Source organism: Streptomyces sp. NPDC002133, assembly GCF_040296405.1.
In the GTDB taxonomy this organism is placed as follows: domain Bacteria; phylum Actinomycetota; class Actinomycetes; order Streptomycetales; family Streptomycetaceae; genus Streptomyces.
The window spans coordinates 1-23,783 of record NZ_JBEOXF010000040.1; the positions used below are offsets into that span (position 1 = coordinate 1).

The window sequence follows — 23,783 nt, forward strand, 5'->3', positions numbered from 1 at the left end:
CGTCCGCGGCCGTCAGGACACGAGGCCGGGACCGGGCACCGCGCGCGGCCGTCAGGCCACGTCGCCCCCACCGTCCGCGGCCGTCAGGACACGAGGCCGGGACCGGGCACCGCGCGCGGCCGTCAGGCCACGTCGCCCCCACCGTCCGCGGCCGTCAGGACACGAGACCGGGATCGGGCACCGCGCGGCTCGATCCCAGCGGCGGCGGGGACGCGTACGACGCCTCCGCCCGCCCGAACACCGGCGCGAGCACCAGCTGGGCCGCACCCTCCGCGACCCGGTAGGCACCGCCCGCGGCGGGCCCGACCCGCGCCCGGGTGCGCGAGACGAGCACGGATCGCACCCCTCGTATGAACTCCGACTCGGCCGCGGCGACGACACGTCCGCCGAGCAGCACCTGCTCGATGTCGAGCAGCTCGACCAGGTTCGCGACACCGACCCCGAGCACCCGCGCGGCCTCGGCGAGGTCGCCCCGGGCTACCGCGGCCAGGCACAGCGCCTCGATGCATCCGCGTTTGCCGCAGCCACAGGGAGGTCCGTCGAGTTGGACGATCTGGTGACCGAACTCGCCGGCGCCCGTCCGCGACCCCCGGTACAGCTCCCCGTCGAGCACGAGTCCCGCGCCTATCCCCGTCCCGAGGTGCAGATAGGCGAAGGAACCGCCCGTGCCGCGCAGGACGAGGCCGAGGGCGGCGGCATTGGTGTCCTTGTCGAGCACGACCGGGAGCCCGAGGCGGGCGGCCAGCTTGTCCCGCAGCCGGTACCCGTCCCACTCCGGATACCCGGTGACGCGGTGGGGCACCCCGGCCACATGGTCGAGCGGCCCGGGCATGGCCACCCCGACCCCGAGCACCAGCGCCCCCGGTTCCGCGTCCTCCTCCGGCTCTGCCTCTGCCTCTGCTTCCGCTCCGCTCCGCGGACCGCCGGCGTCCACCGCGTGCTCGGCCTGCTCCTTGGCCACGACCCGCGGCTCGGCCAGGCAGTCGGCCAGCAGGGTCTGCACCTGCTGCGTCGCCTGTTCGGTCACGACGTCCGGGCCCGCGCCGAGGTCCAGGGGAACCACGCGGGTGGCGACGCGCGTGCCGGCCAGGTCCAGCAGGACCGCCGTCATCTCGTCGCGGTCCAGCTGCAGCCCCACCGCGTACGCCGCCGCACGCACCAGGCGCAGCACCGTGCGGGGTTTGCCTCCGGTCGAGGCGCGGCGTCCGGCCTCCGCGGCCAGCCCCTCGTCCCGGAGCCGGGCCGTGATCTTGCTGACGGCCTGCGGGGTGAGGCCCGTGCGGTCGGCGAGCTCGAGCCGGCTGATGCCGTCCTCCCCCGCCGTGCGCAGCAGATCGAGCACCAGCGCGGCGTTGTGGTTGCGCAGCAAGGGCAGATTGACGCCCGGCCCTCCACCCACGGAGGAGCCCGCACCCGCGTCCTCTCCCGGTGCTCCGATCGCCCTGGCCCTGTTCACCCTCACTCTTCCCATTGTGCTCCCCGCTTGCCCTTTGGCAACAGCGTTGCTTAAGTAGAGGTGTGACTGGTACCGCCTCCCCCCTGCGCGTCGGACTCGTCGGCTATGGCCTGGCGGGCTCGGTTTTCCACGCCCCGCTGATCTCCTCGACCGAGGGCCTCGTCCTCGACACGATCGTGACGTCGAACGAGGAGCGCCAGAAGCAGGCCCTCGCCGAGTTCCCCGACGTCCGGTTCGCCGCCACGCCCGACGAGCTCTGGACGCGCGCCGACGAGCTCGACCTGATCGTGATCGCGTCGCCGAACAAGACCCACGTCCCGGTCGCGACCGCCGCCCTGGAGGCCGGTCTTCCGGTGGTCGTGGACAAGCCGATCGCGGGCACGGCCGCGGAGGCACGCGCCCTTGCGGCCCTCGCCGAGGAGCGCGGTCTGCTCCTCTCGGTCTTCCAGAACCGCCGCTGGGACAACGACTTCCTCACCCTCCAGGCCCTCCTCGCGAACGGCGAGCTCGGCGAGGTCCAGCGCTTCGAGTCGCGCTTCGAGCGCTGGCGCCCCCAGCTCAAGGGCGGCTGGCGCGAATCCGGCGCCCCGGAGGAGATCGGCGGCCTGCTCTTCGACCTGGGCAGCCACGTCGTCGACCAGGCCCTGGTCCTCTTCGGTCCGGCGGTCCGGGTGTACGCGGAGTCCGACGTACGCCGCCCCGGCGCCGAGACCGACGACGACACCTTCATCGCTCTCACCCACGCGAACGGTGTCCGCTCGCACCTGTACGTGAGCGCGACCACAGCCCAGCTCGGCCCCCGCTTCCGGGTCCTCGGCTCGGCCGCCGGCTATGTCAAGTACGGCCTCGACCCCCAGGAAGCCGCCCTGCGCGACGGCGAGCGCCCGTTCCCGGGCGACACCGGCTGGGGCGAGGAGCCGGAATCCCTGTGGGGCCGGATCGGCTCGGGAGAGTCCCCGCTCACGGGCGGCGGGCGCCCGGCCAGGACCCTGCCGGGCAATTACCCGGCGTACTACGCGGCGATCGCCGCCGCCCTCCGCGACGGCACGCCGCCGCCGGTCACGGCCCACGAGGCCGCCGCCGCCCTGGACGTCCTGGAGGCGGCGCGCCGCTCCGCGCACGAGGGCGTCACGGTGGAGCTCGGCTCGTGAGCGCCACCCCCGCCACCCCGGACATCGCGGAACTCGAAGCCCAGGAACGGCAGCTGACGCTGCGCCAGTTCACGTACAGCGACGCCTGGGCGCTCGGCTCGATGCTCGTCGAGCTGGCGCGCGAGCGCCACGCGCCGGTCGCGATCGACATCCGGCGGGGCACACAGCAGCTGTTCCACTCCGCGCTGCCGGGCTCGTCGGCCGACAACGACGCCTGGATCGACCGCAAGCGCCGTGTCGTGGAGCGCTACGGCGAGAGCTCGCTCCTCGTCGGCAGCCGGTTCCGCGCCAAGGGGACGACGTTCGAGGAGTCGTCCCGCCTCGATCCCGACCGGTACGCGGCCCACGGCGGATCCTTCCCGATCCGCGTCAAGGGCGCAGGCGTCATCGGCACGGTCACGGTCTCCGGCCTTCCTCAGGCCGAGGACCACGCGATGGTGGTCGAGGCGCTGACGCGCCTCATGTCCGCCTGACACCGCGGAGGGGGTGAATCCCCCGCACCCCCTCCGCGGTCTCTCACCTGACTCGCCAGGAGCCCTCGCACCGGCTCCGTGTGAGCTCTGCGCGAGGGCCGGCTGCGCGAGCCCCACGTGAGCGCTACGCGTCCTTGAGCTCCTGCCTCTGCCGCCCGAGCCCCGCGATCTCCAGCTCGACGACGTCCCCTGCCCGCAGGAACGGCTTGGGCTCCGGCTGCCCCAGCGCCACGCCCGCCGGCGTACCTGTGTTGATGACATCGCCCGGGTACAGGGTCATGAACTGGCTGACGTACCGCACCACTTCGGCCACCGGGAAAATCTGGTCGGCGGTCGAGCCGTTCTGCTTCAGCTCGCCGTTGACCCAGAGCTTCAGCGACAGCGCCTGCGGGTCGGGCACCTCGTCCCGCGTCACCAGCCAGGGGCCCAGCGGATTGAACGTCTCGCAGTTCTTGCCCTTGTCCCACGTACCGCCGCGCTCGATCTGGAACTCGCGCTCCGACACGTCGTGCGCCACCGCGTAACCCGCGACGTGCGCGAGCGCCTCCTCGGCCGACTCCACGTAGCGCGCGGTACGTCCGATGACCACCGCGAGCTCGACCTCCCAGTCCGTCTTCACACTCTTGCGCGGTACGAGCACGGTGTCGTTCGGTCCGACGACCGTGTCGGCGGCCTTGAAGAAGACGACCGGCTCCGTCGGGGTCGCGGCACCGGTCTCGGCCGCGTGATCGTGGTAGTTCAGCCCGATGCAGACGACCTTGCCGATGCGCGCCAGCGGCGGGCCGATGCGCAGCCCGCCCCCGTCGATCACGGGCAGCTCGCCGGCGTCGGCCGCCGCCCGGATCCGGCCCAGCGCGGCCTGGTCGGCCAGCAGGTCGCCATCGATGTCCGCCACCAGCCCGGACAGGTCGCGAAGGGTCGTCCCGTCCTGGTCGAGCAGCGCCGGACGCTCCGCGCCCGCCGTACCGACACGCAGCAGCTTCATGGTCTTTCTCCCTGTGCTCGAGGTGGCCCCGGCCGATGGGGTGCGACCATCGGAGAATCAGAGGTTGGTTGATCCTCCAAGACATCCGACCACCCCGCAAGACCTCGATCACACACTGGACCGTTACCGTGCGGTAGCCGGGTACAGAAGCACCCTCTCCACCGCGCCCCACGTGGCACTGGTGACGACGTACAGCGCGGCCGCCAGCGGCACAACGGCAACGGTGACGAGCGTGCCGAAGGACAGCAGCGGCAGCACCTTCGCCATCGTCCCCATGCCCGGCAGCTGCGGCTGCTCCTGCCGGCCGGTGACCGCGAGCTGCCGCCGCGTTCGCACATACGTGAACGTGGCCACCGCGCCGACGATCGCGAACAGCGCGACGTACACGAGCCCTGCCGCCCCGAACACCCCGCCGTCCCCGAGCGCATCCGCCCACCGGCCACCGAGCGGCGCCGCGAACAGATCGCCGGTGATGCTGCCGCCCGCGAACAGGTGGTACAGCAGGAAGAACGCCGGCAGTTGCATCAGGCCGGGCAGCATCCCGGACAGCGGCGACACGTTCTCCTTCGCGTGCAGCTCCAGAACCGCCTTCTGCAGCCGCTCCGGGTTCTTGCCGTGCTTCTTGCGCAGCTCGGTGATCTGCGGCGCGAGCCGCGCCCGGGCCTTCTGGCCGCGCGCCGCCGCCCTCGAGAGCGGATGAATGGCGGCCCGCACCAGCACGGTGAACAGGACGACGGCCACAGCGGCAGCGGAACCGTGAAACACGGGCTGCACAAGGTCGGCGAGCCGGTCGACCAGCTCGGCGAAGGCGGAAGTGACGGACGCGGCGGACGTGACGGATGGATCGGACGCAGAAGCGGACATGGAGGCCCTCCCGGGCTCGTCGTGCCGGAAACAAACAGAGATGTCGGCATGACGGCACCGCAAAGGGGCCCATGGATGGGGTGGATGAACTCGGGTGTGCCCCTACGCGGCCGTCGTGGAGGGGCGGCCTGGAGCCCGGGGCCTGGTACGGCCCGCGGCGTCGGGGTCACGCTGCGGCAGGAAGGCCGTGCGCTGCTCACGGTCGCGTATCGCGGTCCGTATTCGCGTGCGCGGTACGCGCGGCACCGACCGCGAAAGGACCAGCGCGCAGGCGACGAGCGCGGCACCGACCGCGGCGGTGGCGGCGAGGGCGACGGCGGTGGAGAAGCCGATCCCCTCGGCAAGGAACACCTCGACGAGGATGAAGGCCAGCAGCACCGGCGGCCGCAGCATCCGCCACGAACTTCCGGTCATTCCTGCCCCCTTCGCTCCTCGGCACGGGTGATACGAGCTTCCATTCGTTCCTTCATTCGTTATACACGAGCGAAATCGCCCCCAGGTTCCCTGTGGAAAACCCGCATCGGCAACACCCGCCCGCGTGGCACGGACCGCCGACGACGCCGACGCGACACGGACACACGCCGACGCGGTCGCCCGCACGCCGCTCCGAGCGCGCCCGAGCACTTCTGACCGCGACCGACCACGACCGACCCGTCCGAGCCCGTCCAAGCGCGCCCAAGCGCTCAGACGCGCTCCGTTTCGAGGGGTTCCAGCAACCGCCGCGGCCTCAGCAGTGCACGGCTGACCGAGTCCGCGGGATCCATGTCGAGCCCCGGCCCCGGGTGCATCTCGACGTCCCCGGGGGGCACCCCGACGCCGCAGGCCGGGCATTCGCCGTACGCGCCCAGCTCCGTACCGCACGCGGCGTGCCGGAAGATCCGCATCTGCTGGGCACCGGGCAGGCCGCGTCCCCACAGCCCGAGCGAGCGCAGGACGGGCCAGAGCTCCAGGCCGCGCTCCGTGAGTACGTACTCGTCGCGCGGCGGGGACTCCTGGTACCGGCGCTTCTCCAGCACCCCGGCGCGGGTGAGCGCCTGCAACCGCCCGGCCAGCACGGCGCGCGGGGCGCCGATGTGCACCAGCAGGTCGTTGTATCGGCGCACGCCGTAGAAGGCGTCGCGCACGATGAGGAGCGTCCACCGCTCACCGACCACCTCGAGCGCGCGGGCGATGGAGCAGTTCTGCGCCGCGTAGTCCTTGCCCAGAGCCATGGCACCAGCGTAACCCTGGACGGTTCAATCACCGAACTCACCGTGCTAAGGTCCTCGACCGAGCGCGGGTTCATTCACTGAACCCTGCCCGCCTTCGCCCGCTCGACAGATCCGAATCGATGGGGAACCCCAATGGGACACCCGGCACGGCCGGCCGATCCGCACGCAGCCCCGCACACGGCCCAGGACACCCACGCCACCACGCACCCCGGCACAGGCCCCGACACACACCCGGTGGCGGAGCCCGACAACCCCGGCGCAGGATCCGCCCTCGGAGCCCGGCCCGGCGCGACGCTCGCCGTCACCAGCGCCGCGACCACCGTCGCGCTCATGAACTACACCGCGCCGATGCTGACGCTCCCCGACATGGCGGCGGCATTCGGAACCGCACCTGCCGCCCAGGCCTGGCTCCTCAACGGCACCCCTCTGGGCCTCGCGGCCCTCCTCCTCGTCGCGGGCAGCCTCGCCGACGACTACGGACGGCGTCGTATCTTCCTCGCGGGCACGCTCGCGCTCGGCGTCACGACCGGCATCGGTGCGTTCGCCGACTCGACGCTGACCTTCACCCTCGCCCGCGTCGCCCAGGGCGCGGCGAGCGCGGCGATACTCGCGAGCAGCCTCGGCCTCCTCGTCCACGCCTTCCCCGCCGGAGCCGCGCGGATCAGGGCCACAGGCGTGTGGGGCGCATTCGTCAGCGCCGGAATCGCCCTCGGCCCGCTGCTGGCCGGCGCGCTCGGCACGGTCGACTGGCGGCTCGTCTACGAGGTACTCGCGCTCGCCGGCCTCGCGACCGGCGCGTTCGCGTTCCGTATGCTCACCGAGTCCCGCGCCCCACGCGGCGGCCGCCCGGACCTGCCGGGCGCGCTGGCCCTCGGCCTGGCGCTGACCGCGCTCCTCACGGCCCTCACGCTGGGCCGCGACGGCTGGCTGCGCGCACCCGTCGGCGTGCTGGCGGTCGCGTCCGCCGTGCTGCTCGCGGTGTTCGTGCTGGTCGAGCGCCGGAGCGCGACCCCGATGATCGACCTCGGGCTCTTCCGCCGTCCGCTCTTCCTGTCCGCGTCGTCGGGCGCGCTGTTCACGGGCCTCGCGGTCATCGGCCTGTTCAGCTACCTGCCCACGATGCTGCAGCAGCAGACGAAGATCTCTCCGCTCGGGGCCGCATGGCTGTTCCTGCTCTGGTCGGGTACGGCGTTCCTGGTCGCCCTGCAGGTGAAGCGGCTGGCCGGCCGCGTCACCGCGCGCCACCAACTGGCCCTGGGCTTCGTCCTGTCGGCGGCCGGTGTCCTCGCGATGCTCGGCGCGGTGCCCGCACCGGGCGGCGGCTGGATGCGTCTGGTGCCGGGCCTCGCCGTCGCGGGCGTGGGCAGCGGACTGCTGAACGCGGCCCTGCCCCGCCTCTCCGTCGAGTCCGTACCGCCGGAGCGCGCGGCGATGGGCTCGGGCGCCAACAACACGGCCCGCTACATCGGTTCCTCCGCGGGCGTGGCCCTCACGATCGCGGTCGCGACGGCGGGTACGAATGCGGCGCTGGCCGTCTCGGCGGGGCTGTCACTGCTGGGTGCGTTGTCGGTGCTGGTGTTCCGGCCGGGACGCGCGACCACGCCGGCCCCTCTTGGCTGACCTGGCTAGCGGGGCCGCATCGAGGCGAGCTTCCCCCACACCACGAGCCGGTACTTGGAGGTGTACTCGGGGGTGCAGGTCGTCAGCGTCACGTAATAACCGGGCTCGCTGTACCCGTACCCCGGCTTCACCACACTCCGCGGCACGGACGCGATCACCCCACCGTCGCGGGCGGACGTCTGCGGGAGCCGTTTGTCCACCTGATAGGTGAAAACGGCGTCCCGCGTCTCGATCACGACCTTGTCCCCGCTCCGCAGTCTGTTGATGTACCGGAACGGCTCGCCGTGCGTATTGCGATGCCCGGCGACCGCGAAGTTCCCGGCCTGCCCGGGCTGGGCGGTCCGCGGATAGTGCCCGACATAGCCCTTGTCCAGAACGCCCCGTTTCGCGATCCCCTGCGCGACGGGGGCGACGACCCCGAGCTTCGGGATGCGCAGCACGGCGTAGGCCTGGTCCCAGCGCGGTGCCGTCTGCCGGGCGGCCGGGGCCCGGCGGCCCGTGCCGCCTCCGCCCTCCTCGCGAGCCTCACCCTCGGAGGCATCGGGGGCCGCGGGAGCGTCCGAACCCTCGGGGGCGGCCTCGTCCCCCTCCCATTCCCGCTCCAGCGCCCGGACCTGACGCTCGGCGCCTTCCCTGGCCTCCCGGTTGGTCCACCACAGCTGGTGTACGACGAGGAGCAGGACGACCGCGCCGAGGGTCACGGCGACCTCGGCAGCAGCCCACAGCCCACGGGCGAGCGCCACCCACCCCCGGGTCCGCCCCCGCTGCACGACTACAGGCATCCGCTCCCGCACGGCCCGCACGATAAGGGCAGGCCCTCCAACTCACCAGGGCCCTGCGCGGGCCCGTACAGCAGTACGGTGTGCTCCATGCGCCCCGACACGCCTGCCGACCACACCGCCGAAGCCGAGCGCCTGCTGCGCACCGCGGAGCAGTACCCGGAGGATCGTGAGCCGCTGATGCTCCAAGCCGCGGCCCATCTCGAGCTCGCGGGCGAACGCGCCCGCGCGAGCGGCCTGTACGACGGCCTCGTCGCCGCCGGGCCCGAGAGCCCTCATCTGATCAAGGCGTTGCAGGCGGCGAACCTGTGGGAGTACGGCCACGAGGCCGAGGCCCGCGCCATCATCGACGGCGTCCGCGCGGCCGCCCCGGACGACGCGGCCCCATGGGAGATCGTCGCCGAGACCCTGGAGGCCCACGACGAGCTCGACGCGGCCCACGACACCTTCACGACGGCCGTGACCCGTCTCGTCGACCCGGACGACGAGATCCCGTACTCCTCCCTGTCCCTCCTGACCGGCCGCCACCGCGTCCGCCGCCTGCTGGCTCTCCCCCACGACTCCTGGGACTCCCTGGCGGACCGCCTCCACACCGCGGCCGTCCCCCTGGACGAGCTCCACGACCCCAAGCGCCTCTGGTCCCTGGGCTCCTCCGACCCCATCGAACTCCGCGCCGAAATCGCCCGCCTCCGCACCGAGCTGGGCACCTACCGCGCGGCCCTCTCCCGCCCCTTCCCGGTCGCGATGCTCCACTGGCCGGCCGGCGAACTCGCCGAACTCCTCGCCGCGTACCCCTCACTGGCCGCCGAGTACCCCAGCCACGAGGCCCACCTCACCTCCATCGAGTCGGCCCTCCGCGACCTCTCCACCACGGGCACGGGCAACCTCGGCATCGTCACGGGCACGGTCCCGTCCTACGAGGCCTTCGCCGCCTCCGAGGCCGCCTCCCCCGCCGACCCGAACCTTCTGCCGCAGTACGCGACGACGCTTGCGGCGCGAGGGCGGGCTGTGGCTTGGCCGCCGCAGAGGGGGGCGGGGTGCTGGTGCGGGTCGGGGCAGCCGTACCGCGAGTGTCACGGGGTGGGCCGGGACTGACGGCTCCTGGCTTGAGCGCGCGTCGCTTCCTTCCAACGCGGAGGCAACACGACCGTGCCTGAAGTCGGGCCTTCTTCCGTCTCCGTCTCGGCCGATATGAACCGGCAAGGCTGGCAACAGCGTGAGAGATTGCAATCCGCCCAGATCCCCGAGGCCCGTTCGCACGCCGTCTGCGAGCAGGCAATGCATTTCGCGATGGGTACGTGATCGAGACCGAACCGGTTGGCAACAATGGCAGCTTCGGGCATCACAGTGGGACGCCTTAGTCTGGACTCGTACCCGCTCTGCAGCACTCCGTGCGCTGTCGGGCTCCATGACGGCAGGTAACAGAGTTTCGACCTAAATTTCCCTGGCGATGAGCAAGGCAACCTCCTCAGAACCCGAGCCGTGGACTCCGCCGAAGGGGTCCTGGGCCTCCTCCGCTGCCAACCGCCGCAGCATGTTGGGCAACCGCAATCGGGACACCTCGCCCGAGAGGGCCCTGCGGTCCCTCGTGCACGCGGCCGGGCTGCGGTACCGGGTTGCCGCCAAGCCGCTTCCCGGCATGCGCCGCACCGCCGACCTCGTCTTCCGTCCGACGCGCGTCGCGGTCTTCGTTGACGGCTGCTTCTGGCACGGCTGCCCCGACCATTTCGTACCGCCGAAGACGAACCCCGACTACTGGCGCGAGAAGATCGGGCGCAACAGGCAGCGCGACCAGGACACGGACGCGCGGCTCGCTGAAGCCGACTGGCTGGTGCTGCGGTTCTGGGAGCACGAGTCTGCCGAGGAGTGCTTCCGCGCTGTACACGACGCGGTAGCGGCGCGGCGGGAAGCGGCGAGCACCAAGCCGCGAGGACCCTGGACGGGCGGCGCACCGACCTGAGTCCCCAATGTCCCGCCAATGCGGCAGTCCTCGGGACAAGCTGACCGCTTCCTCACATACCCTGTGTGCTGCGACTACGGCGGCTGGGGAGCCTCGCTGGGCTGAGGCTGCTGCCGTCGCGGCAATCGGAACGACGGACGGGAAAGCGGCTGGGCACGGCTTCCCGTTAGGGAGGGTGGGGGCACCGAGGCATGGCAGTGGAACGTTCGAACCGGGACGTCAGGACGCTCATCAGCCAGATTGCCGCCGGGGAGATCAAGCTTCCGGAGATCCAGCGCGGATATGTCTGGAAGGCGTCGCAGGTAGCGCGGCTCATTGAGTCCCTGTACCGCGGCTACCCGGCTGGATCCCTGCTGTTCTGGAAGACAGGGCACGTGGCCGAGACCAGGCAGGCGGCCATTGGCACGCCCCAGGCGCTGGCGAGCGTTATTCCTCTGTACCTCCTTGACGGACAGCAGCGGCTCACGTCGCTGTTCCGGGTACTCACCGACCATCCGGAAGCCCAGGTCGTCTTCAACATCGAGACCGAGGCCTTCCAGAACCAGAGCGCGGCTACCCGTCGCAACAAGAAATGGATCAAGGTCTACGACGTCGTAGGCCCGGATGCCGACGTCTTCACGGTGCACGGCGAGCTGAAGACGGCGGGACTCGGTATCCCTGACGTCGAGATCGGCCGTCGCCTGAGCGCACTCCAGAAGATCACTCAGCGTGACTTCCACATGGAGGTCCTTCACGACTTCGAGTACGAGGAAGTCGCGGAGATCTTCGTCCGCGTGAACAGCGGTGGCCGGGCGCTCAAGACCACTGACCTCGCCCTGGCAACGCTCTCCGCCCGGGCGCCCGGCTTCCTAGGGCAGCTGGAAGCGGAGTCGGCCCGCTGGGCCGAGCGCGGTTACGGCGCTCTCGACGTCAACTTCCTGATCAAGGCCCTGACCTTGAACTTGTCCATCTCCGGCAAGCGGCTGTCGTCTGTGGCAAAGCTGACTGCAGCAAGCACGGAGTCCGTCGAAGAGGGGTGGGCGAAGGTTCAGCGAGGGCTCTCCAAAGTCGTATCGATGCTCCAGGAGAAGCTCCTGGTTCCCACTACCTCGCTCATCCCGTCCCTCGCGGCCCTCCACCCGCTGATCGTCTATTACGGACGCCAGCCCGAGGGCGGTCAGACACCGGGCACTGTCGAGAAGGGGCTGCTGTACTGGTTCATGGCCGCCACAGCCCGGAACCGGTACGGAGGCGCGACGGACACTACTCTCACCCAGGACATCAAGGCGCTCGACTCCGAGGACCCAGTGAAGGACCTCCTGTCCAACCTAGGCATCGGCGAGAACGGCATTTCCGTCACGGCCGGCGACTTGGCCCGCCGGACCCATCAGAGCCCGTATCTCATGTTCAGCTACCTCGCGGTAGCCCATGCCGGCGCCACGGACTGGTGGGACGGTGAACCCATTTCAGCATCCGTCGACGGCTCAGGAAAGCCGCAGTACAGCCTTGTACACCCGGCCGTGACGCTGCGGGGACACCGCGGCAAGTTCTCGTCGGCTGAGATCAACGAGCTGGCGAACATCGTCTTCGTCTCTCAGGACACGGCGAAGAACATGATCGGAAGCCGTTCCCCGGCTGCCTACGTGCACGATGTCGCGGGCAGCGACCTGGCGGCGCACGCCATCCCGAACGACCCCGCGCTGCTGGTGACCGACGGCTACCGGAGCTTCCTCGCTGCCCGCAGGGAACTGCTGGCTGATCGCATAATGGCGATCCTCGACCGGTTCAAGCCAGACGTCCTTGATGGTGAAATACTTGAGGCCGGCGATCAGCCGAGCTGGTCGCTTGAACTCGGCGGCTACGTGGGCAGCGGCAGGTCTGTGCTGGTCGCTGACACTGAGCTGCAGGGTCGGCGATGGATCGGCTGGGTTCTCCGAGACGAGCTTGAAACGGCGCTCGACGCAGCGTCCGCCGGGCTTGCCAGTGACGTTTCCGTAGGCGGTGAATCAGTCGCCGTGCGCGTTGACGATGAGGGCATCGTCACCTTCGCGGTCGGTCCCTTCTTGATCCGCGGTTCGCTCGAACAGTGGCGTTCCTCGGTTAAGCAGGCATTCGATGATGCGCAGCCCTTGGACGAGTGCCCTGAGCCTACGGACGAGCCGTGGCCTGCGGAGACAGTGGAGTTTCTGCTGTCTAACGCAGGAGTGCGGATCTGAAGGCGTGGTGAAGCATTCGCCGGGTGGAATCTCGGGACGAGCCTGTCAGTCCCGAGATTCAATATGGGCGCATCAAGGCCCGGCGTGGACGGGAATTCGCTGTGCCGATCACGAACCAGCAGGTGGGTTGCATCGGCATACAGGTTCCCTGATGCGGACATGGAAGCGCTGATGACAACTGGGAGGTGGTGGCCTAACCGGGCCACCCGGCCATGCCGTCGAGCAGCTCCGAGCAGTCGCTGGTGAGCACTGGAGCAAGGCGGGGAATGCCCGGCACGGGCACATCGGGGGGCACTTCCAGGCGGCACGACTCCCAGCGGCCTTGCCGACTCTGGTCAGTTGGCGCCTGGTCTGCGATCCACTCCTTGGGGACGGTAGCGATCGCCTCGGGCTTCAGGTCCGCCGTGAGGCGGATGGCGACGAGTTCCCAGAGCGGGTCGCGCCGCATGGTCTCGTACTCGTTGCGGGAGAGAAAGACCGTGAGGCGCCCTCGGCGGGTCGTGGACTTGGCTTCGATGTGCCCTGGGTGTCGGGCGGAGTGGACGGCTATGTCGTAACCGAAGCCGTCGGACCAGGCGGCAACGTGCTCGACCCGTGCCGTCGTTGAGGTTTCCAGCAGCTCGACGAGGGCGAGTTCGCCCGCCGCTCCGATTCGCTCGCGTTCGCGCGCATCGACCTTGCCCCATACGGCGCCGAGTTGCCCGAAGGCGTCGCCTTCGTTCAGGCCCAGTGACGAGGCGGCGCGCAGGACATCGTCGGGTAGTTCGTCCGGGCCGCGGACGAGAAGGTCGGCGTCTGGGAGCCAGGGTGCGCCGCTGTGCGCGATCGCGGCGTCGAACACGCGGCGGGGCCCAGGGACGCTGCTGCGCAGGTCATCGAGGAGCCCGGTGGTCTGCAGCCACGTGTACGCGGCTTCGTACTGGTTTGGCGATATGTCGCTGTAGTCGCTGTGCGTCGTGAACAGGGCGCGGATCCGCACGGCGCCGCTGGCGGGGAGCCGTTCCAGCCAGCGGACTGCCGCGCGCAGGACCGGATCAGGAGGCACGGGCACGTAGGTGGCCCATCAGCGCTTGGAGGTCCCCTTGGTCCAGGCCGCCGCCAATGGCGGGCTCCTCTTCGAGGTCGGCGAGCTGCTGGACGGCCGGGTCGTCGAGGATCTGCCCCATGAACTGGAGCTTGTCGCTGAGCCGTTGGGCCACGACTTCGTCGATAGTGCCCTGAGAGGCGAGCACGGTGATGCGGGTCTCCGTTTCGGGCGCGAGGCCGAGGCGGTGGATCCGGTCGAGGCTCTGGAGATAACGGCCGGCGGCGAAGTCCCGATCAACGTAGAGCGCGTCGTGGCAGTGATGGTGCAGGCTAATGCCCTCGCCGAGAGTGGCCGGGTTCGAGAGCATCACCATGCAGTCGGGGTCATTCCGGAACCGGTCGATCTCAGCTTCGCGGTCCTCCGTCCCACCATGGACCATCGCGGGTGAGAATTCGCCGAGTATGCGCTCGAGGGTGTTGAGACTGCGGATGAACGTCGACCACACAAGAGTCTTGCGGCCCTGTCTAGCATTCTTGTCGACGATCGCGAGGACTTCGCGGTACTTCGGCGACAGCTCGTAGCTCGGCAGGTCCCGCATCAGCTCGAACAGAGGCGTCCCGTCGGGCACTGACAGTGGCGGTACCTGATAAGACAGCGGCTCATAGCGTGTTGTGCCGACTGCGAGCAGTGCCGGACTGGTCGCGGCCATCAACATGTAGACAATGATTTTCCCGATGGCCTGGAAGTCCCCCTCGGAGCCCGCAGCACGGGCGGAGAACCGCCCGATGAGTGCCTCGTATACCTCCTGGTGGAGGGGTGGCAGGGCCACGGGTACCACGGTCGTGGCTACGGGAGGGAGCCCGAGCTCGCCCTTTGTAGTTCGGGTGAACAGCGGACGCAGAGCACGGCTGGCCTTGGCGAGGTCTCCGCCTCCGACGGCCTGGGTGACTTTCTGTCTTCCGTGGCCGGGCCAGACAAAACCGAAGAGGTTCTCCAGGTCCCGGACGCCGTTCGGGGCCGGCGTACCCGTGAGAATGAGCCGGTGGTGGCTGCGCGGGCCGAGGGCCAGGCAGGCCGCGCCGTAGGTTCCGTCAGCTCCCAGCTTCATACGGTGCGCCTCATCGAGCAGCAGCATCGACGGCCTGGCAGCCAGCCACTGGCCGAGCTCGTTCACGGAGCCGGCGAGCCGCTCATAGTTGACGATGATCGCGTCCGCAGCAGGATCGGCGCCGCGAGAGAACACCTCCATGCGCAGCGGTTCTACCAAGCACGTCTCGTTCTCGTACTGCCATGACTCGTAGCAGGACTTCGGTCCGACGATGAGTACCCGCTCGATTCCCTTGGTCTGCCGTAGAGCTTGGAAAACCGCGAGGCCGACGCGGGTCTTTCCAGCTCCGGGGACGGAGAAGTTCGCGCCGTGGCGCAGCGACAGCAGCTTCGCGATGTCCCGCCGCTGGAACGATGTGAGGTCGGCAGTCCACTCTGGGCCGAGCAGGTCCGCGATCTGCGAGGGGTCGACAGCCGAGGTGCTGTCGGCAGCTAGGTCGAGTCGCTTGGCCACGGTCTGTGCGTCCTGAGCAGAGTCAGCTGCAAGCCGGGCCAGTTGAGAGTCCCAGACCACGCTGCCAGGCTGGGGCCAGGTCCCGAGGGCGGCAAGGTTCGTCAGAAGGTCGTCGATCTCCACCTCCATCGTCCCAGGGGAGCGCTGCACACTGCTGCGGAAACGCAGTGCGAGACGGCGAAGGTCGGTCTCGTAATCGGCCCCTGCCTGCAGCCGCGCCCTCGTAACACCGTCTCCGAAGCCGATCTGAAGGCTGGGTGCGGTGGTTGACGCCATCATTTCTCCCGTGTGGCGTCGAGCAGCCAGGCCACACCGTCGCCAGGAGAGCTGAAGGTGCGCCGGGCGTGCTTGGCCAACTGCGCGAGGCTGGTACGTAGGGTGAGGAGCGCGTCGTCGAAGGCGTCCTCATCCAGAGCGTGCTTGGCCTTGGCGTCGGCAAACTCCCTGGCGCACTGGTTCACGTAGTCCGCCGCGTCAGTGAGGCGCTCAGGGACTGCAATCTGGCGCTTTCTGAGCTCAGCATTCGCGCCGGCAAGCTTCACGGCCACGTCGAAGGTCTTGCGCGCTGTCTTGATCACCTTGTCGGCGTCAGCAACCCCGGATTCCCCCAGCTGCTTGGTCACCGATATGGCCTTAGCCTGCAGGAGCGCGTCGGTCAGTGCACGCGTGGTCTTGACGGCTGCAGAGGCGTCTTCGACCACGACGCCGGGCAGGCCGGGGACCTCCATTGCAGCGGACTCCTGGGCAGCTGGACGCAGGTCGTCGGGAAGCCGCTCATCCAGGTACCGGGCGTGGAAATCAGATTCCGCCAAGCGCACAGTCGTCTTCGGGTAGTTCAAGACGACCATGGCCAGCCGCGACTCCTTCAGCTGCTCGGCCGCTTCAGAATCGGTCTTGGCCAGCTTGGTGAAGTCGCGCTGCAGCTCGCGCAGCTTCTCCTGGTGGTCCTCGAAGTCCACCAAGCGCAGGGCAGCACCGTCTTCGGTGGCGCTGCGATCGATGGCGTCGTTGATCAACTGGTAGACCCACCGGTCCTGCTGGAGAGTAGTGGTCTTGATGTTGAAGTCGCGAGCGACGTCTTCCTCGCGGCGGCCGCTGGAAAGTTCGTCTTCGATGGCGATGAGCCGGTTGATGTACGAGTAGTCGCGCCGCTTGTCCCGACGGAGCTGCAGGGCGAGCTCAACGCTGTTGATGTCGCGGCGGGAGGTGTCCTCGGGCAGTACGCCAACCCTGATGTCCTTGATCCCCAGTTCCCTGAGGGCAGCGCACCGTGTGTTCCCGTCGACGAGGATGCCGAGCGGGCTGATGATTCCAGGCTCCTTCTGGCCGAAATCATCCAGTTCGCCCTGGAGTGCGATGTAGTCCGGGTCGGTTTGGTTCGGATTCGACGGGCTGCGGCGCAAAAGGTCGAACAGGTAGTTCTGAGCGGCCTCACCCCAGGGCTCCTCTTCCAGGATCCGGTTGCGCTGCGGGTCCAGAGTCCGCTGCGCGCGGATGCGGTGGGTGTCGGGGTTGAAGTAGAGCATGTCGACCGGCATGGAGATCACATGTAGGTGCTTCTGCTCACCCCTCCACTCGACTGTGATCTTGGCGCCCTGCTCGTCCATGGCTGCCCTGAGGCGGTCCTTGACAAGGGAGCGGATCGTTTCGCCCAGGGGTGGGACCCCGAAATTCACAGCCACAGCCAGAGCCTCCAGAAAGCCCAGATGATCTTGTAGTTCCCCCCAACGTGCATCATGGCAGGATCCGCTGACAACGGGCCTGCGATCATAGACAATCGGCTCGCTGACAATGGAGAACGGAGCAAGTGGTGCCCCTCCCTGTGTGGAACGACCCCGAACTCAAGGCCGGAACCATGGTCCGTGGAGCGCTCTGGCTAGTGCAGGTCATCGGCGAGGGGAACACGTACACAAAGGGCCAGCTCCGCGGCGCCTTTCCAGGCGTCTCCCAGGCCGACCGCCGCATCCGCGACTTGCGGGACTACGGATGGGTGCTGCGCACGAGCTCTGAAGACGCGACGCTCACAGCCGAAGACCAGCGCTTCGTCAAGGCCGGGGTCCCTGTCTGGGACCCGGCCGCCCGCCGGGCTTCAGCGCCGCAGAAGGCTGTGTCCAGCAGGGAGAAGCAGGCTTCCATGGCCCGCGATCACTACATGTGCACGCTCTGCGGCATCTCAGGGGGCGAGGAGTACATCGACGACTCGAACCAGACGGCTGTGTTGTCGGTCACCCGTCGCGAGACGGTGCTTCCAGATGGCCGGGAAGAGACCCTGTTGGTAACTGAATGCAAGCGATGTCGAGCAGGTGCTGACGACCGCCCAGCCCGGGCCGATGAAGCCGTTGCTGACATCAAGGAGCTGGATCCTCGCGACCAGCGCCGACTCCTGCGGTGGATCGAGCGCGGCAGGCGCGGCTCCACCCACCTGGACCGCGCTTGGAATACCTACCGGCGCCTTCCGGCCGCTGCTCGCGACGAGGTGCGAGCAGCGCTCGAGAACTGATCGATCCGGCCCGCGCCAGGCACATGAGGCAACTGGGATTCGGGCATACCAGTGGGGCGCCGTAGACTTCGTAACCTTGTCCGGCTCACCATCCTGATCAGCTGCCGCCGCCGAAGGTCGGTGGTTAGTGTGCTGCCGAAGGGTCCGTGTTCGGTCGGATACCTGCTGTGAACGTGCGGCCGAGCCCTACGGCCTGTGCGCTGGCCCAGCCTGCGCGTCTGGAAGGAGATTCAAATGTCAGCGTCGGAGGGCACGAAGCGCCTCGAGGTTGTCGAGATCTGCGCCGGCGCCGGAGGCCAGACGCTTGGGCTGGAGCGGGCTGGGTTCCGCCACCGCCTCGCAGTGGAGCTGGACCAGCATGCCGCCGCAACGTTGAAGCACAACCTGGTGAAGTTCCTCGGCTATAGCGAAGACGAGGTAGAGAAAACCGTACAAATCGGGGACGTAGCCGATCCCGAGGTCTGGAAGCCGGACCAGCACCCGGAAGTGGACCTGCTGGCAGGGGGGGTCCCGTGTCCGCCCTTCAGCATCGCTGGAAAGCAGCTGGGCGCGAATGACGAGCGCGATCTGTTCGCCTGGGCGGTTGAGCTCTGCGGAAGGATCAAGCCGAAGGCCCTCCTTCTTGAGAACGTGAAGGGACTCAGCGCTAACCGGTTCGCCGGCTATCGGCAGCACGTACTCGACAAGCTGCGGGACTACGGCTACATCGGTGAGTGGAAACTGCTGCATGCCAACGAGTTCGGGGTGTCGCAGCTCCGCCCCCGCTTCGTGCTTGTCGCCCTCCAGCCCGAGTACGCCGAGTACTTCAGGTGGCCGGAGCCGCTCGACGAGGAGCCCAGGACAGTGGGTGAACTCCTCAGGGACCTCATGGGCAGCAACGGTTGGGAGGAGGAGCAAGTCGACGAGTGGGTCAAGAAGGCCAACGCCATTGCCCCCACGATCGTCGGCGGCTCGAAGAGGCACGGTGGCGCCGACCTCGGCCCGACCCGCGCGAAGCGCGCATGGGCGGAACTGGGGGTGGATGCGATGGGTGTGAGGGACGCCCCGCCGGAAAGGGGTTGGCGGCCCGCAGACGGCGCTCCCGGCCCCAAGCTCACTACCGCCATGGTGGCCCGCATCCAGGGTTGGGACGATATCCGGCCGGTCAAGACTGACGGGTCCGAGGAGGTCCAGGAGTTCCGCTGGGAGTTCCCCGGCCGTAAGACCGCCGTCTACCGCCAGATCGGCAACGCCTTCCCTCCGCCCGTCGCGAAAGCGCTGGGGGACTCGATCCGGAGCGCGATCTTGAAGATCGGCGAGACGCGGCGCCTCGTGGAGACGACTGATGCCGTATTGGACCCGGTGTACAAACAGCTTCGCGGCGAGGTCCGGGCACTGACAGTCGATCAGATCATCGGCAGGCTGGCCAAACTCGGTACGCAGATGGACCAGCCAGACGTCGAGCGCCATCTGAATCATCTCGGCCACGACTTCGAGCTGACCACTGAAACGCGGTCCAACGGGGCCATCGCCTACCGCATCGGGGAGTTCAAGGCGTTCATCGGCCAAGAGAACCACCAGCGGCACGACCAGTTCGCGCAGCACCGCGCCAAGATCAGCTGAGGGGTTGAGTGAGCGGCGGGCCGAGACGCCGAGGCTACCGGGTCGGCCCGCCGTCGATCTGTCACTCTGACGGCTTGACGATCAAGCTGTGCTTGTCGGCACTGGTGAGTGCCCTGGAGTCGCGTATCACATTCTCGACAAGCTTAGGAAGCTTCGTGTTGTCGATCTGCAGGTCGACCAGCGTGTAGTACTGGTTGCCGTCCGCCTCTGACGTCACGATGTTGAACTCCAGCTCCCGGAGCTCCATCGTGTGACGCTCCGTGTGGATCTTGTCGCTGGTCGAGACTCGGAGCGGGGCGCTGTCGACCGGCTCGCCGAGGCTCCGCATGAGGACCATGAAGAGGTGTTCGTGGACCTGGTTGCCGTACAGGACCTAACCGTTCCGGGACGCGGTCGGTGTAGCGGTTGACCATCTCAACCCGGATGCGATCACGCACTTCGCTGAACTCAGGGCATACGGCAGCCTACGCCACGTCCGCCTCCTGCTCCGCCTCGAAGTGCATCTGCGCCCGGTCGAGGATGTCGTCTGGGTCCCGGCCCTGGGCCGCCAACCAGTGGAGAAGGTCGGCGATGAGATCGGTGACCGACTCTTCCATGACCGGGTACGTCGGCACCACGTTCCGGCTCCCCGCCGCCTGCCGGTATCCCTCCAGCACGGCAGCAGCGCGCTGTACCCGTACGCACTGACGCGACGGCTCCAGCGACAGCTCGCACCACACCGCCTTGCCGGTGGCCGTCATGAGCGTGCCCCACCTTGCGGCCATCCCGGCTAGGAGGTGGAGACCGCGCCCGCACTCCGCCTCACAGCCGGGGGGCGTCGGCGACGGCACCGCATGGCTCTCGTCGTGGACTTCCACCCGAATCACGTGCTGGAGCGATTCAAGGACTAGCGTCGCTGCGCTGCCCTCGCCGACGTGTTTGAGGACGTTCGTCGCGAGCTCGCTGACGGCGAGCTCCGTTTCGCCACAAGCGACAGGATCCACGCCCCACCGAACGAGCGTCGACCGCGCCGCCTTCCTGAGATTCCGCACCTCCGCCGGCGCCGCTTTGAACGGCAGGACGCTGCGGAGCCTGGGTTCAGAGATTCCGTAGTCGGCCATGTCGAGACTCTCCCTCCCGCACAACGACAGCGCTGCGCCCACCGTGTCCGTACGGCGACGCTGCGTAGTGCTTTCGCTGCGAGTATGGCAGCGAGAAGTCTTGCTGTGTAACTTCTCACGAAACCCAGTCGGGTGAATCCGCTGGTTCGTCAACGTCGTTGCCACCTAGCCTGACTGGCGCTATCCCGTCCCAGCGCGACGGGACAGTTAGGGGAGGCACCATGCCCACGAGGGCCACGACGCGACGGCGCCAACTCGGCGCGACCATGCGCAAGCTGCGTGCGCGTGCCGGCATGACGCTTGAGGAAGCCGGTGGGCGCGTCGGCGTGTCAAAGGCCACGGTCAGCCGCTACGAGACCCAGGAGGGGCCGGTCAAGTGGCTCGTCGTGGATGCACTCTGCCGCGAGTACGGAGCGAGCGAAGCGGAGCGTCAGGCTGTCGTCGCGCTTGCCAAGGACGCCAAGCAGCAGGGCTGGTGGAGCTCGTTCCACGACTCGATCCCCGAGAGCATGAACCTCCTCCTCACCCTCGAAGACGAGGCCGTACGAGAGGACCACTTCTGCTCCGTGTACGTGCCGGGCTTGCTTCAGACCCGCCCCTACGCCTGCGCACTGCAGCAGGCGAACGAGATGCGGCGCTCGCCGGTTGAGATCGAGCGGCTCGTGGACATCCGGATGAAGCGGCAGGAGATCCTCACCCGGCCGAATGCTCCCCATCTTTGGGCAGTCCTCGACGAGTCGGTCATCCGCCGTGCTGTGGGCTCGCGAGAGGTCATGCGCGAGCAGCTCAGCCATCTCGCCGAGGCCACCAAGGCGCCGAACATCACACTGCAGGTCCTGCCCTTCTCTCGCGGAGCCCATGGTGCCGCCCTCGGCAGCTTTGTCATCCTTGGCGGCGCTGAGCCGTCACTCGACGTCGTGTACGTCGACCTTCATGTGGGCTCGGTCTTCATGGAGAAGGAACACGAACTTGAGCGCTATCGGCTTGCGTTCGAATACCTGCGCGCGCAAGCGTTGGACATCGACGCATCGTCGGACGTGATCAGACGCGCTCAAGAGGAGATGTGAGATGGCGCCCTCGAACCCTGTCAGACGTGTCGAGCTGAGGTGGTTCAAGTCGTCGTACAGCGGCGCAAATGAGACTGAGTGTGTGGAGGCCGCACGCGTGCCTGAGGGAACCGCCATACGTGACAGCAAGGATCCGCTGGGGCCCCGGCTCGCGTTCACCACACGAGCCTGGCGCGACTTTGCCAGTGCCGTTGGGGCGGGACGAGTCGGCTGACGCGGCAGGTCACTTTGCCCAACTGACCGTCCGCCGGTCCGGGGTGGCCGTGATTGCCGCGCCGCCCGGTCGCCGCACTCCCCGTACCGCCCGACGACAACGCGGCGGTACGGGCGGCGAGCAGTCCGGTCAGGCGTCCTCGGCGCCGCCGAAGCGGGCACGGTAGGACTCCTGGTCCTCCTCCGTGATCTTCGCGAAGAGCACCGGCGGGACGGTGAACGCAGTGCCGGCCGGGACCGTGCTCAGGGCCTTGGCCTGCTCGGCGGTCGCCCAGGTTGCCGTGTCGCCCTGCAGCGCGAAGGCTTCGCGCATGGCAGCGGCGGAGGACGGGATGAACGGCTCTGAGACGACCGCGTACAGGTGGATCAGGTTCATCGCCGTACGAAGGGTCAGCGCGGCGCCGTCCGGGGCGGTCTTGATCTCCAGCCAGGGGGCCTTCTCCTCCAGGTAGGAGTTGCCCGCGGACCACAGGGCACGCAGCGCGGCCGCGGCCTTGCGGAACTGGAGGGCCTCCATGTGCTCCTCGTACTCGGCGAGCAGCTGCGCGATCTCCTCGCCCAGCTTGGCTTCCGCCTCGCCGGCAGCGTGGCCCGCCGGGACCTCGGCACCGAACCGCTTCCGGGAGAAGGACAGTACGCGGTTGACGAAGTTGCCGAGGGTGTCGGCCAGGTCCTTGTTGACCGTGGCGGTGAAGTGTTCCCAGGTGAAGGACGAGTCGTCGGACTCGGGGGCGTTGGCGATGAGGAAGTAGCGCCAGTAGTCGGCGGGCAGGATCTCCAGGGCGGCGTCCGTGAAGACGCCGCGCTTCTGGGATGTGGAGAACTTTCCGCCGTAGTAGGTCAGCCAGTTGAAGCCCTTGACGAAGTCGACCTTCTTCCACGGTTCACGCACACCGAGTTCGGTCGCGGGGAACATCACCGTGTGGAAGGGGACGTTGTCCTTGGCCATGAACTGGGTGTAGCGGACGGTGTCGTCGGCCTCGTACCACCACGACTTCCAGTCGCGGGTCTCGCCGTCCGGGGCGGCGTCCGCCCATTCCTTCGTTGCCCCGATGTACTCGATCGGGGCGTCGAACCAGACGTAGAAGACCTTGCCTTCAGCGGCGAGGTCCGGCCAGGTGTCGGCCGGGACCGGAACGCCCCAGTCCAGGTCGCGGGTGATCGCGCGGTCGTGCAGGCCCTCGGTCAGCCACTTGCGGGCGATGGCCGTGGACAGGTGCGGCCACTCCTCGCCGACCGCGTCGATCCATGCCTCGACCTCGTGCTGCAGCTTGGACTGCAGCAGGAAGAGGTGCTTGGTCTCGCGGACCTCCAGCTCTGTGGAGCCGCTGATAGCCGAGCGCGGGTTGATCAGGTCGGTCGGGTCGAGGACGCGGGTGCAGTTCTCGCACTGGTCGCCGCGGGCCTTGTCGTAGCCGCAGTGCGGGCAGGTGCCCTCGACGTACCGGTCGGGCAGGAAGCGGCCGTCGACAGGCGAGTAGACCTGGCGGATCGCGCGCTCCTCGATGAAGCCGTTCTCGTTCAGCTTGCGCGCGAAGTGCTGGGTGATCTCGACGTTCTGCTGCGACGAGCTGCGTCCGAAGTAGTCGAAGGCCAGCTCGAACCCGTCGTACACGGCCTTCTGCGCGTCATGGGCCTGGGCGCAGAATTCCGCGACCGACAGTCCGGCCTCCTTCGCGGCCAGCTCGGCCGGCGTGCCGTGCTCGTCGGTGGCACAGATGTAGAGGACGTCATGACCGCGCTGGCGGAGGTACCTGGAGTACACATCCGCCGGGAGCATCGACCCGACCATGTTGCCCAGGTGCTTGATCCCGTTGATGTAGGGAAGCGCGCTGGTGACCAGGTGTCGAGCCATCCTGGGATGCTCCATTTCGTGCGTACGGTGCCGGGGACGGTGACGATGCCGCGGCGGGCCAAATCGGGAGGCTGCAGCCGACGCGACCACTCGGATCGCACGCATACGTCACACACGGTAACGGGTCGGGTCGACAAGCCACCGTTATCGTATCGAACCGGGGG

At 68.5% G+C, this 23,783-nt stretch carries 22 protein-coding genes; 10 read left to right on the forward strand and 12 right to left on the reverse strand.

The features are described 5' to 3' along the window. Positions 1-154: 154 nt before the first annotated feature. The gene (locus tag ABT078_RS29115) at positions 155-1,471 is read right to left on the reverse strand and encodes an ROK family transcriptional regulator (RefSeq protein WP_502981379.1); all 1,317 of its coding nucleotides are present in this window, start codon (positions 1,469-1,471) and stop codon (positions 155-157) included. Between the two features lie 47 nt (positions 1,472-1,518). Between ABT078_RS29115 and ABT078_RS29120 the strand changes: the two genes are divergently transcribed. Together ABT078_RS29120 and ABT078_RS29125 are read left to right on the forward strand one after the other, a co-directional pair. Beyond that, complete coding sequence (locus ABT078_RS29120; protein WP_351232828.1) at positions 1,519-2,607, forward strand: Gfo/Idh/MocA family oxidoreductase; 1,089 nt, start codon at positions 1,519-1,521, stop codon at positions 2,605-2,607. Next, positions 2,604-3,080, forward strand: coding sequence for a heme-degrading domain-containing protein (locus tag ABT078_RS29125; protein WP_351232830.1), 477 nt, complete (start codon positions 2,604-2,606; stop codon positions 3,078-3,080). The genes ABT078_RS29120 and ABT078_RS29125 overlap by 4 nt, the downstream gene beginning before the upstream one ends. Positions 3,081-3,204: 124 nt before the next feature. Here the strand turns inward: ABT078_RS29125 and ABT078_RS29130 are convergent, their stop codons facing one another. The 4 genes from ABT078_RS29130 to ABT078_RS29145 all read right to left on the reverse strand — a co-directional run bounded on the left by ABT078_RS29130 (position 3,205) and on the right by ABT078_RS29145 (position 6,140). Beyond that, entirely contained in the window at positions 3,205-4,065 is an 861-nt protein-coding gene (locus ABT078_RS29130) for a fumarylacetoacetate hydrolase family protein (protein WP_351232832.1), read from the reverse strand. 123 nt (positions 4,066-4,188) lie between these two features. Beyond that, the gene (locus tag ABT078_RS29135; RefSeq protein WP_351232834.1) at positions 4,189-4,929 is read right to left on the reverse strand and encodes a YidC/Oxa1 family membrane protein insertase; all 741 of its coding nucleotides are present in this window, start codon (positions 4,927-4,929) and stop codon (positions 4,189-4,191) included. 102 nt (positions 4,930-5,031) lie between these two features. Beyond that, on the reverse strand, positions 5,032-5,343 hold the full coding sequence (locus ABT078_RS29140) for a DUF6412 domain-containing protein (protein WP_351232836.1): 312 nt from the start codon (positions 5,341-5,343) through the stop codon (positions 5,032-5,034). A gap of 269 nt (positions 5,344-5,612) precedes the next feature. Next, entirely contained in the window at positions 5,613-6,140 is a 528-nt protein-coding gene (locus tag ABT078_RS29145; RefSeq protein WP_351232838.1) for a winged helix-turn-helix transcriptional regulator, read from the reverse strand. Between the two features lie 132 nt (positions 6,141-6,272). Here ABT078_RS29145 and ABT078_RS29150 point away from each other — a divergent pair, with 132 nt between their 5' ends. Then, entirely contained in the window at positions 6,273-7,760 is a 1,488-nt protein-coding gene (locus ABT078_RS29150; RefSeq protein ID WP_351232840.1) for an MFS transporter, read from the forward strand. Positions 7,761-7,765: 5 nt separating this feature from the next. Here the strand turns inward: ABT078_RS29150 and ABT078_RS29155 are convergent, their stop codons facing one another. Beyond that, positions 7,766-8,542, reverse strand: coding sequence for a class E sortase (locus tag ABT078_RS29155; RefSeq protein ID WP_351232962.1), 777 nt, complete (start codon positions 8,540-8,542; stop codon positions 7,766-7,768). Positions 8,543-8,629: 87 nt separating this feature from the next. Here ABT078_RS29155 and ABT078_RS29160 point away from each other — a divergent pair, with 87 nt between their 5' ends. From ABT078_RS29160 to ABT078_RS29170, 3 genes are all read left to right on the forward strand, one after another. Next, positions 8,630-9,634: an SEC-C metal-binding domain-containing protein gene (locus ABT078_RS29160; protein ID WP_351232842.1), complete on the forward strand. Its 1,005-nt coding sequence runs from the start codon at positions 8,630-8,632 to the stop codon at positions 9,632-9,634. Between the two features lie 355 nt (positions 9,635-9,989). After that, entirely contained in the window at positions 9,990-10,499 is a 510-nt protein-coding gene (locus ABT078_RS29165) for a very short patch repair endonuclease (RefSeq protein WP_351232844.1), read from the forward strand. A gap of 191 nt (positions 10,500-10,690) precedes the next feature. Continuing rightward, a complete protein-coding gene (locus tag ABT078_RS29170; protein ID WP_351232846.1) occupies positions 10,691-12,694 on the forward strand; it encodes a GmrSD restriction endonuclease domain-containing protein in 2,004 nt (667 codons plus the stop codon). Between the two features lie 193 nt (positions 12,695-12,887). Here the strand turns inward: ABT078_RS29170 and ABT078_RS29175 are convergent, their stop codons facing one another. Genes ABT078_RS29175 through ABT078_RS29185 form a run of 3 tightly spaced genes read right to left on the reverse strand, consistent with a single transcriptional unit; the run spans position 12,888 to position 16,964 of the window. Further along, entirely contained in the window at positions 12,888-13,739 is an 852-nt protein-coding gene (locus ABT078_RS29175; RefSeq protein WP_351232848.1) for a protein NO VEIN domain-containing protein, read from the reverse strand. After that, positions 13,729-15,558 carry a DEAD/DEAH box helicase gene (locus ABT078_RS29180; RefSeq protein ID WP_351232964.1) on the reverse strand — a complete coding sequence of 610 codons (1,830 nt, stop codon included), beginning with the start codon at positions 15,556-15,558 and terminating at the stop codon, positions 13,729-13,731. Before ABT078_RS29180 ends, ABT078_RS29175 begins: the two co-directional genes overlap by 11 nt. Next, positions 15,558-16,964 carry a ParB/RepB/Spo0J family partition protein gene (locus ABT078_RS29185; protein ID WP_351232850.1) on the reverse strand — a complete coding sequence of 469 codons (1,407 nt, stop codon included), beginning with the start codon at positions 16,962-16,964 and terminating at the stop codon, positions 15,558-15,560. Before ABT078_RS29185 ends, ABT078_RS29180 begins: the two co-directional genes overlap by 1 nt. Before the next feature lie 140 nt (positions 16,965-17,104). On the opposite strand from ABT078_RS29185, the gene ABT078_RS29190 reads away from it, so the two are divergent. Then, complete coding sequence (locus ABT078_RS29190) at positions 17,105-17,782, forward strand: hypothetical protein (protein ID WP_351232852.1); 678 nt, start codon at positions 17,105-17,107, stop codon at positions 17,780-17,782. 234 nt (positions 17,783-18,016) lie between these two features. Continuing rightward, positions 18,017-19,384 carry a DNA cytosine methyltransferase gene (locus ABT078_RS29195; RefSeq protein WP_351232854.1) on the forward strand — a complete coding sequence of 456 codons (1,368 nt, stop codon included), beginning with the start codon at positions 18,017-18,019 and terminating at the stop codon, positions 19,382-19,384. 61 nt (positions 19,385-19,445) lie between these two features. Here the strand turns inward: ABT078_RS29195 and ABT078_RS29200 are convergent, their stop codons facing one another. Both ABT078_RS29200 and ABT078_RS29205 read right to left on the reverse strand, forming a co-directional pair. Then, on the reverse strand, positions 19,446-19,721 hold the full coding sequence (locus ABT078_RS29200; protein WP_351232856.1) for a hypothetical protein: 276 nt from the start codon (positions 19,719-19,721) through the stop codon (positions 19,446-19,448). Positions 19,722-19,848: 127 nt separating this feature from the next. Further along, positions 19,849-20,484 carry an ATP-binding protein gene (locus tag ABT078_RS29205; protein ID WP_351232859.1) on the reverse strand — a complete coding sequence of 212 codons (636 nt, stop codon included), beginning with the start codon at positions 20,482-20,484 and terminating at the stop codon, positions 19,849-19,851. Between the two features lie 221 nt (positions 20,485-20,705). Between ABT078_RS29205 and ABT078_RS29210 the strand changes: the two genes are divergently transcribed. Continuing rightward, the gene (locus ABT078_RS29210) at positions 20,706-21,551 is read left to right on the forward strand and encodes a helix-turn-helix domain-containing protein (protein WP_351232861.1); all 846 of its coding nucleotides are present in this window, start codon (positions 20,706-20,708) and stop codon (positions 21,549-21,551) included. Between the two features lies 1 nt (position 21,552). Then, positions 21,553-21,765, forward strand: a complete 213-nt coding sequence (locus ABT078_RS29215) for a DUF397 domain-containing protein (RefSeq protein ID WP_351232863.1) — start codon at positions 21,553-21,555, stop codon at positions 21,763-21,765. 129 nt (positions 21,766-21,894) lie between these two features. On the opposite strand, the gene metG is transcribed toward ABT078_RS29215, so the two are convergent. Continuing rightward, entirely contained in the window at positions 21,895-23,619 is a 1,725-nt protein-coding gene (metG, locus tag ABT078_RS29220) for a methionine--tRNA ligase (protein WP_351232865.1), read from the reverse strand. Positions 23,620-23,783: the final 164 nt, after the last annotated feature.

Excerpts from the sequence above, each read along its gene's own strand:
- ABT078_RS29115 (WP_502981379.1), bottom strand. The coding sequence starts at position 1,471 with ATGGGAAGAGTGAGGGTGAACAGGGCCAGGGCGATCGGAGCACCGGGA.
- ABT078_RS29180 (WP_351232964.1), bottom strand. The coding sequence starts at position 15,558 with ATGGCGTCAACCACCGCACCCAGCCTTCAGATCGGCTTCGGAGACGGT.
- ABT078_RS29145 (WP_351232838.1), bottom strand. The coding sequence starts at position 6,140 with ATGGCTCTGGGCAAGGACTACGCGGCGCAGAACTGCTCCATCGCCCGC.
- ABT078_RS29155 (WP_351232962.1), bottom strand. The coding sequence starts at position 8,542 with ATGCCTGTAGTCGTGCAGCGGGGGCGGACCCGGGGGTGGGTGGCGCTC.
- ABT078_RS29210 (WP_351232861.1), top strand. The coding sequence starts at position 20,706 with ATGCCCACGAGGGCCACGACGCGACGGCGCCAACTCGGCGCGACCATG.
- ABT078_RS29165 (WP_351232844.1), top strand. The coding sequence starts at position 9,990 with ATGAGCAAGGCAACCTCCTCAGAACCCGAGCCGTGGACTCCGCCGAAG.
- ABT078_RS29130 (WP_351232832.1), bottom strand. The coding sequence starts at position 4,065 with ATGAAGCTGCTGCGTGTCGGTACGGCGGGCGCGGAGCGTCCGGCGCTG.
- ABT078_RS29200 (WP_351232856.1), bottom strand. The coding sequence starts at position 19,721 with ATGGTCCTCATGCGGAGCCTCGGCGAGCCGGTCGACAGCGCCCCGCTC.
- metG (WP_351232865.1), bottom strand. The coding sequence starts at position 23,619 with ATGGCTCGACACCTGGTCACCAGCGCGCTTCCCTACATCAACGGGATC.
- ABT078_RS29160 (WP_351232842.1), top strand. The coding sequence starts at position 8,630 with ATGCGCCCCGACACGCCTGCCGACCACACCGCCGAAGCCGAGCGCCTG.
- ABT078_RS29215 (WP_351232863.1), top strand. The coding sequence starts at position 21,553 with ATGGCGCCCTCGAACCCTGTCAGACGTGTCGAGCTGAGGTGGTTCAAG.
- ABT078_RS29150 (WP_351232840.1), top strand. The coding sequence starts at position 6,273 with ATGGGACACCCGGCACGGCCGGCCGATCCGCACGCAGCCCCGCACACG.
- ABT078_RS29195 (WP_351232854.1), top strand. The coding sequence starts at position 18,017 with ATGTCAGCGTCGGAGGGCACGAAGCGCCTCGAGGTTGTCGAGATCTGC.
- ABT078_RS29170 (WP_351232846.1), top strand. The coding sequence starts at position 10,691 with ATGGCAGTGGAACGTTCGAACCGGGACGTCAGGACGCTCATCAGCCAG.
- ABT078_RS29140 (WP_351232836.1), bottom strand. The coding sequence starts at position 5,343 with ATGACCGGAAGTTCGTGGCGGATGCTGCGGCCGCCGGTGCTGCTGGCC.
- ABT078_RS29135 (WP_351232834.1), bottom strand. The coding sequence starts at position 4,929 with ATGTCCGCTTCTGCGTCCGATCCATCCGTCACGTCCGCCGCGTCCGTC.
- ABT078_RS29205 (WP_351232859.1), bottom strand. The coding sequence starts at position 20,484 with ATGGCCGACTACGGAATCTCTGAACCCAGGCTCCGCAGCGTCCTGCCG.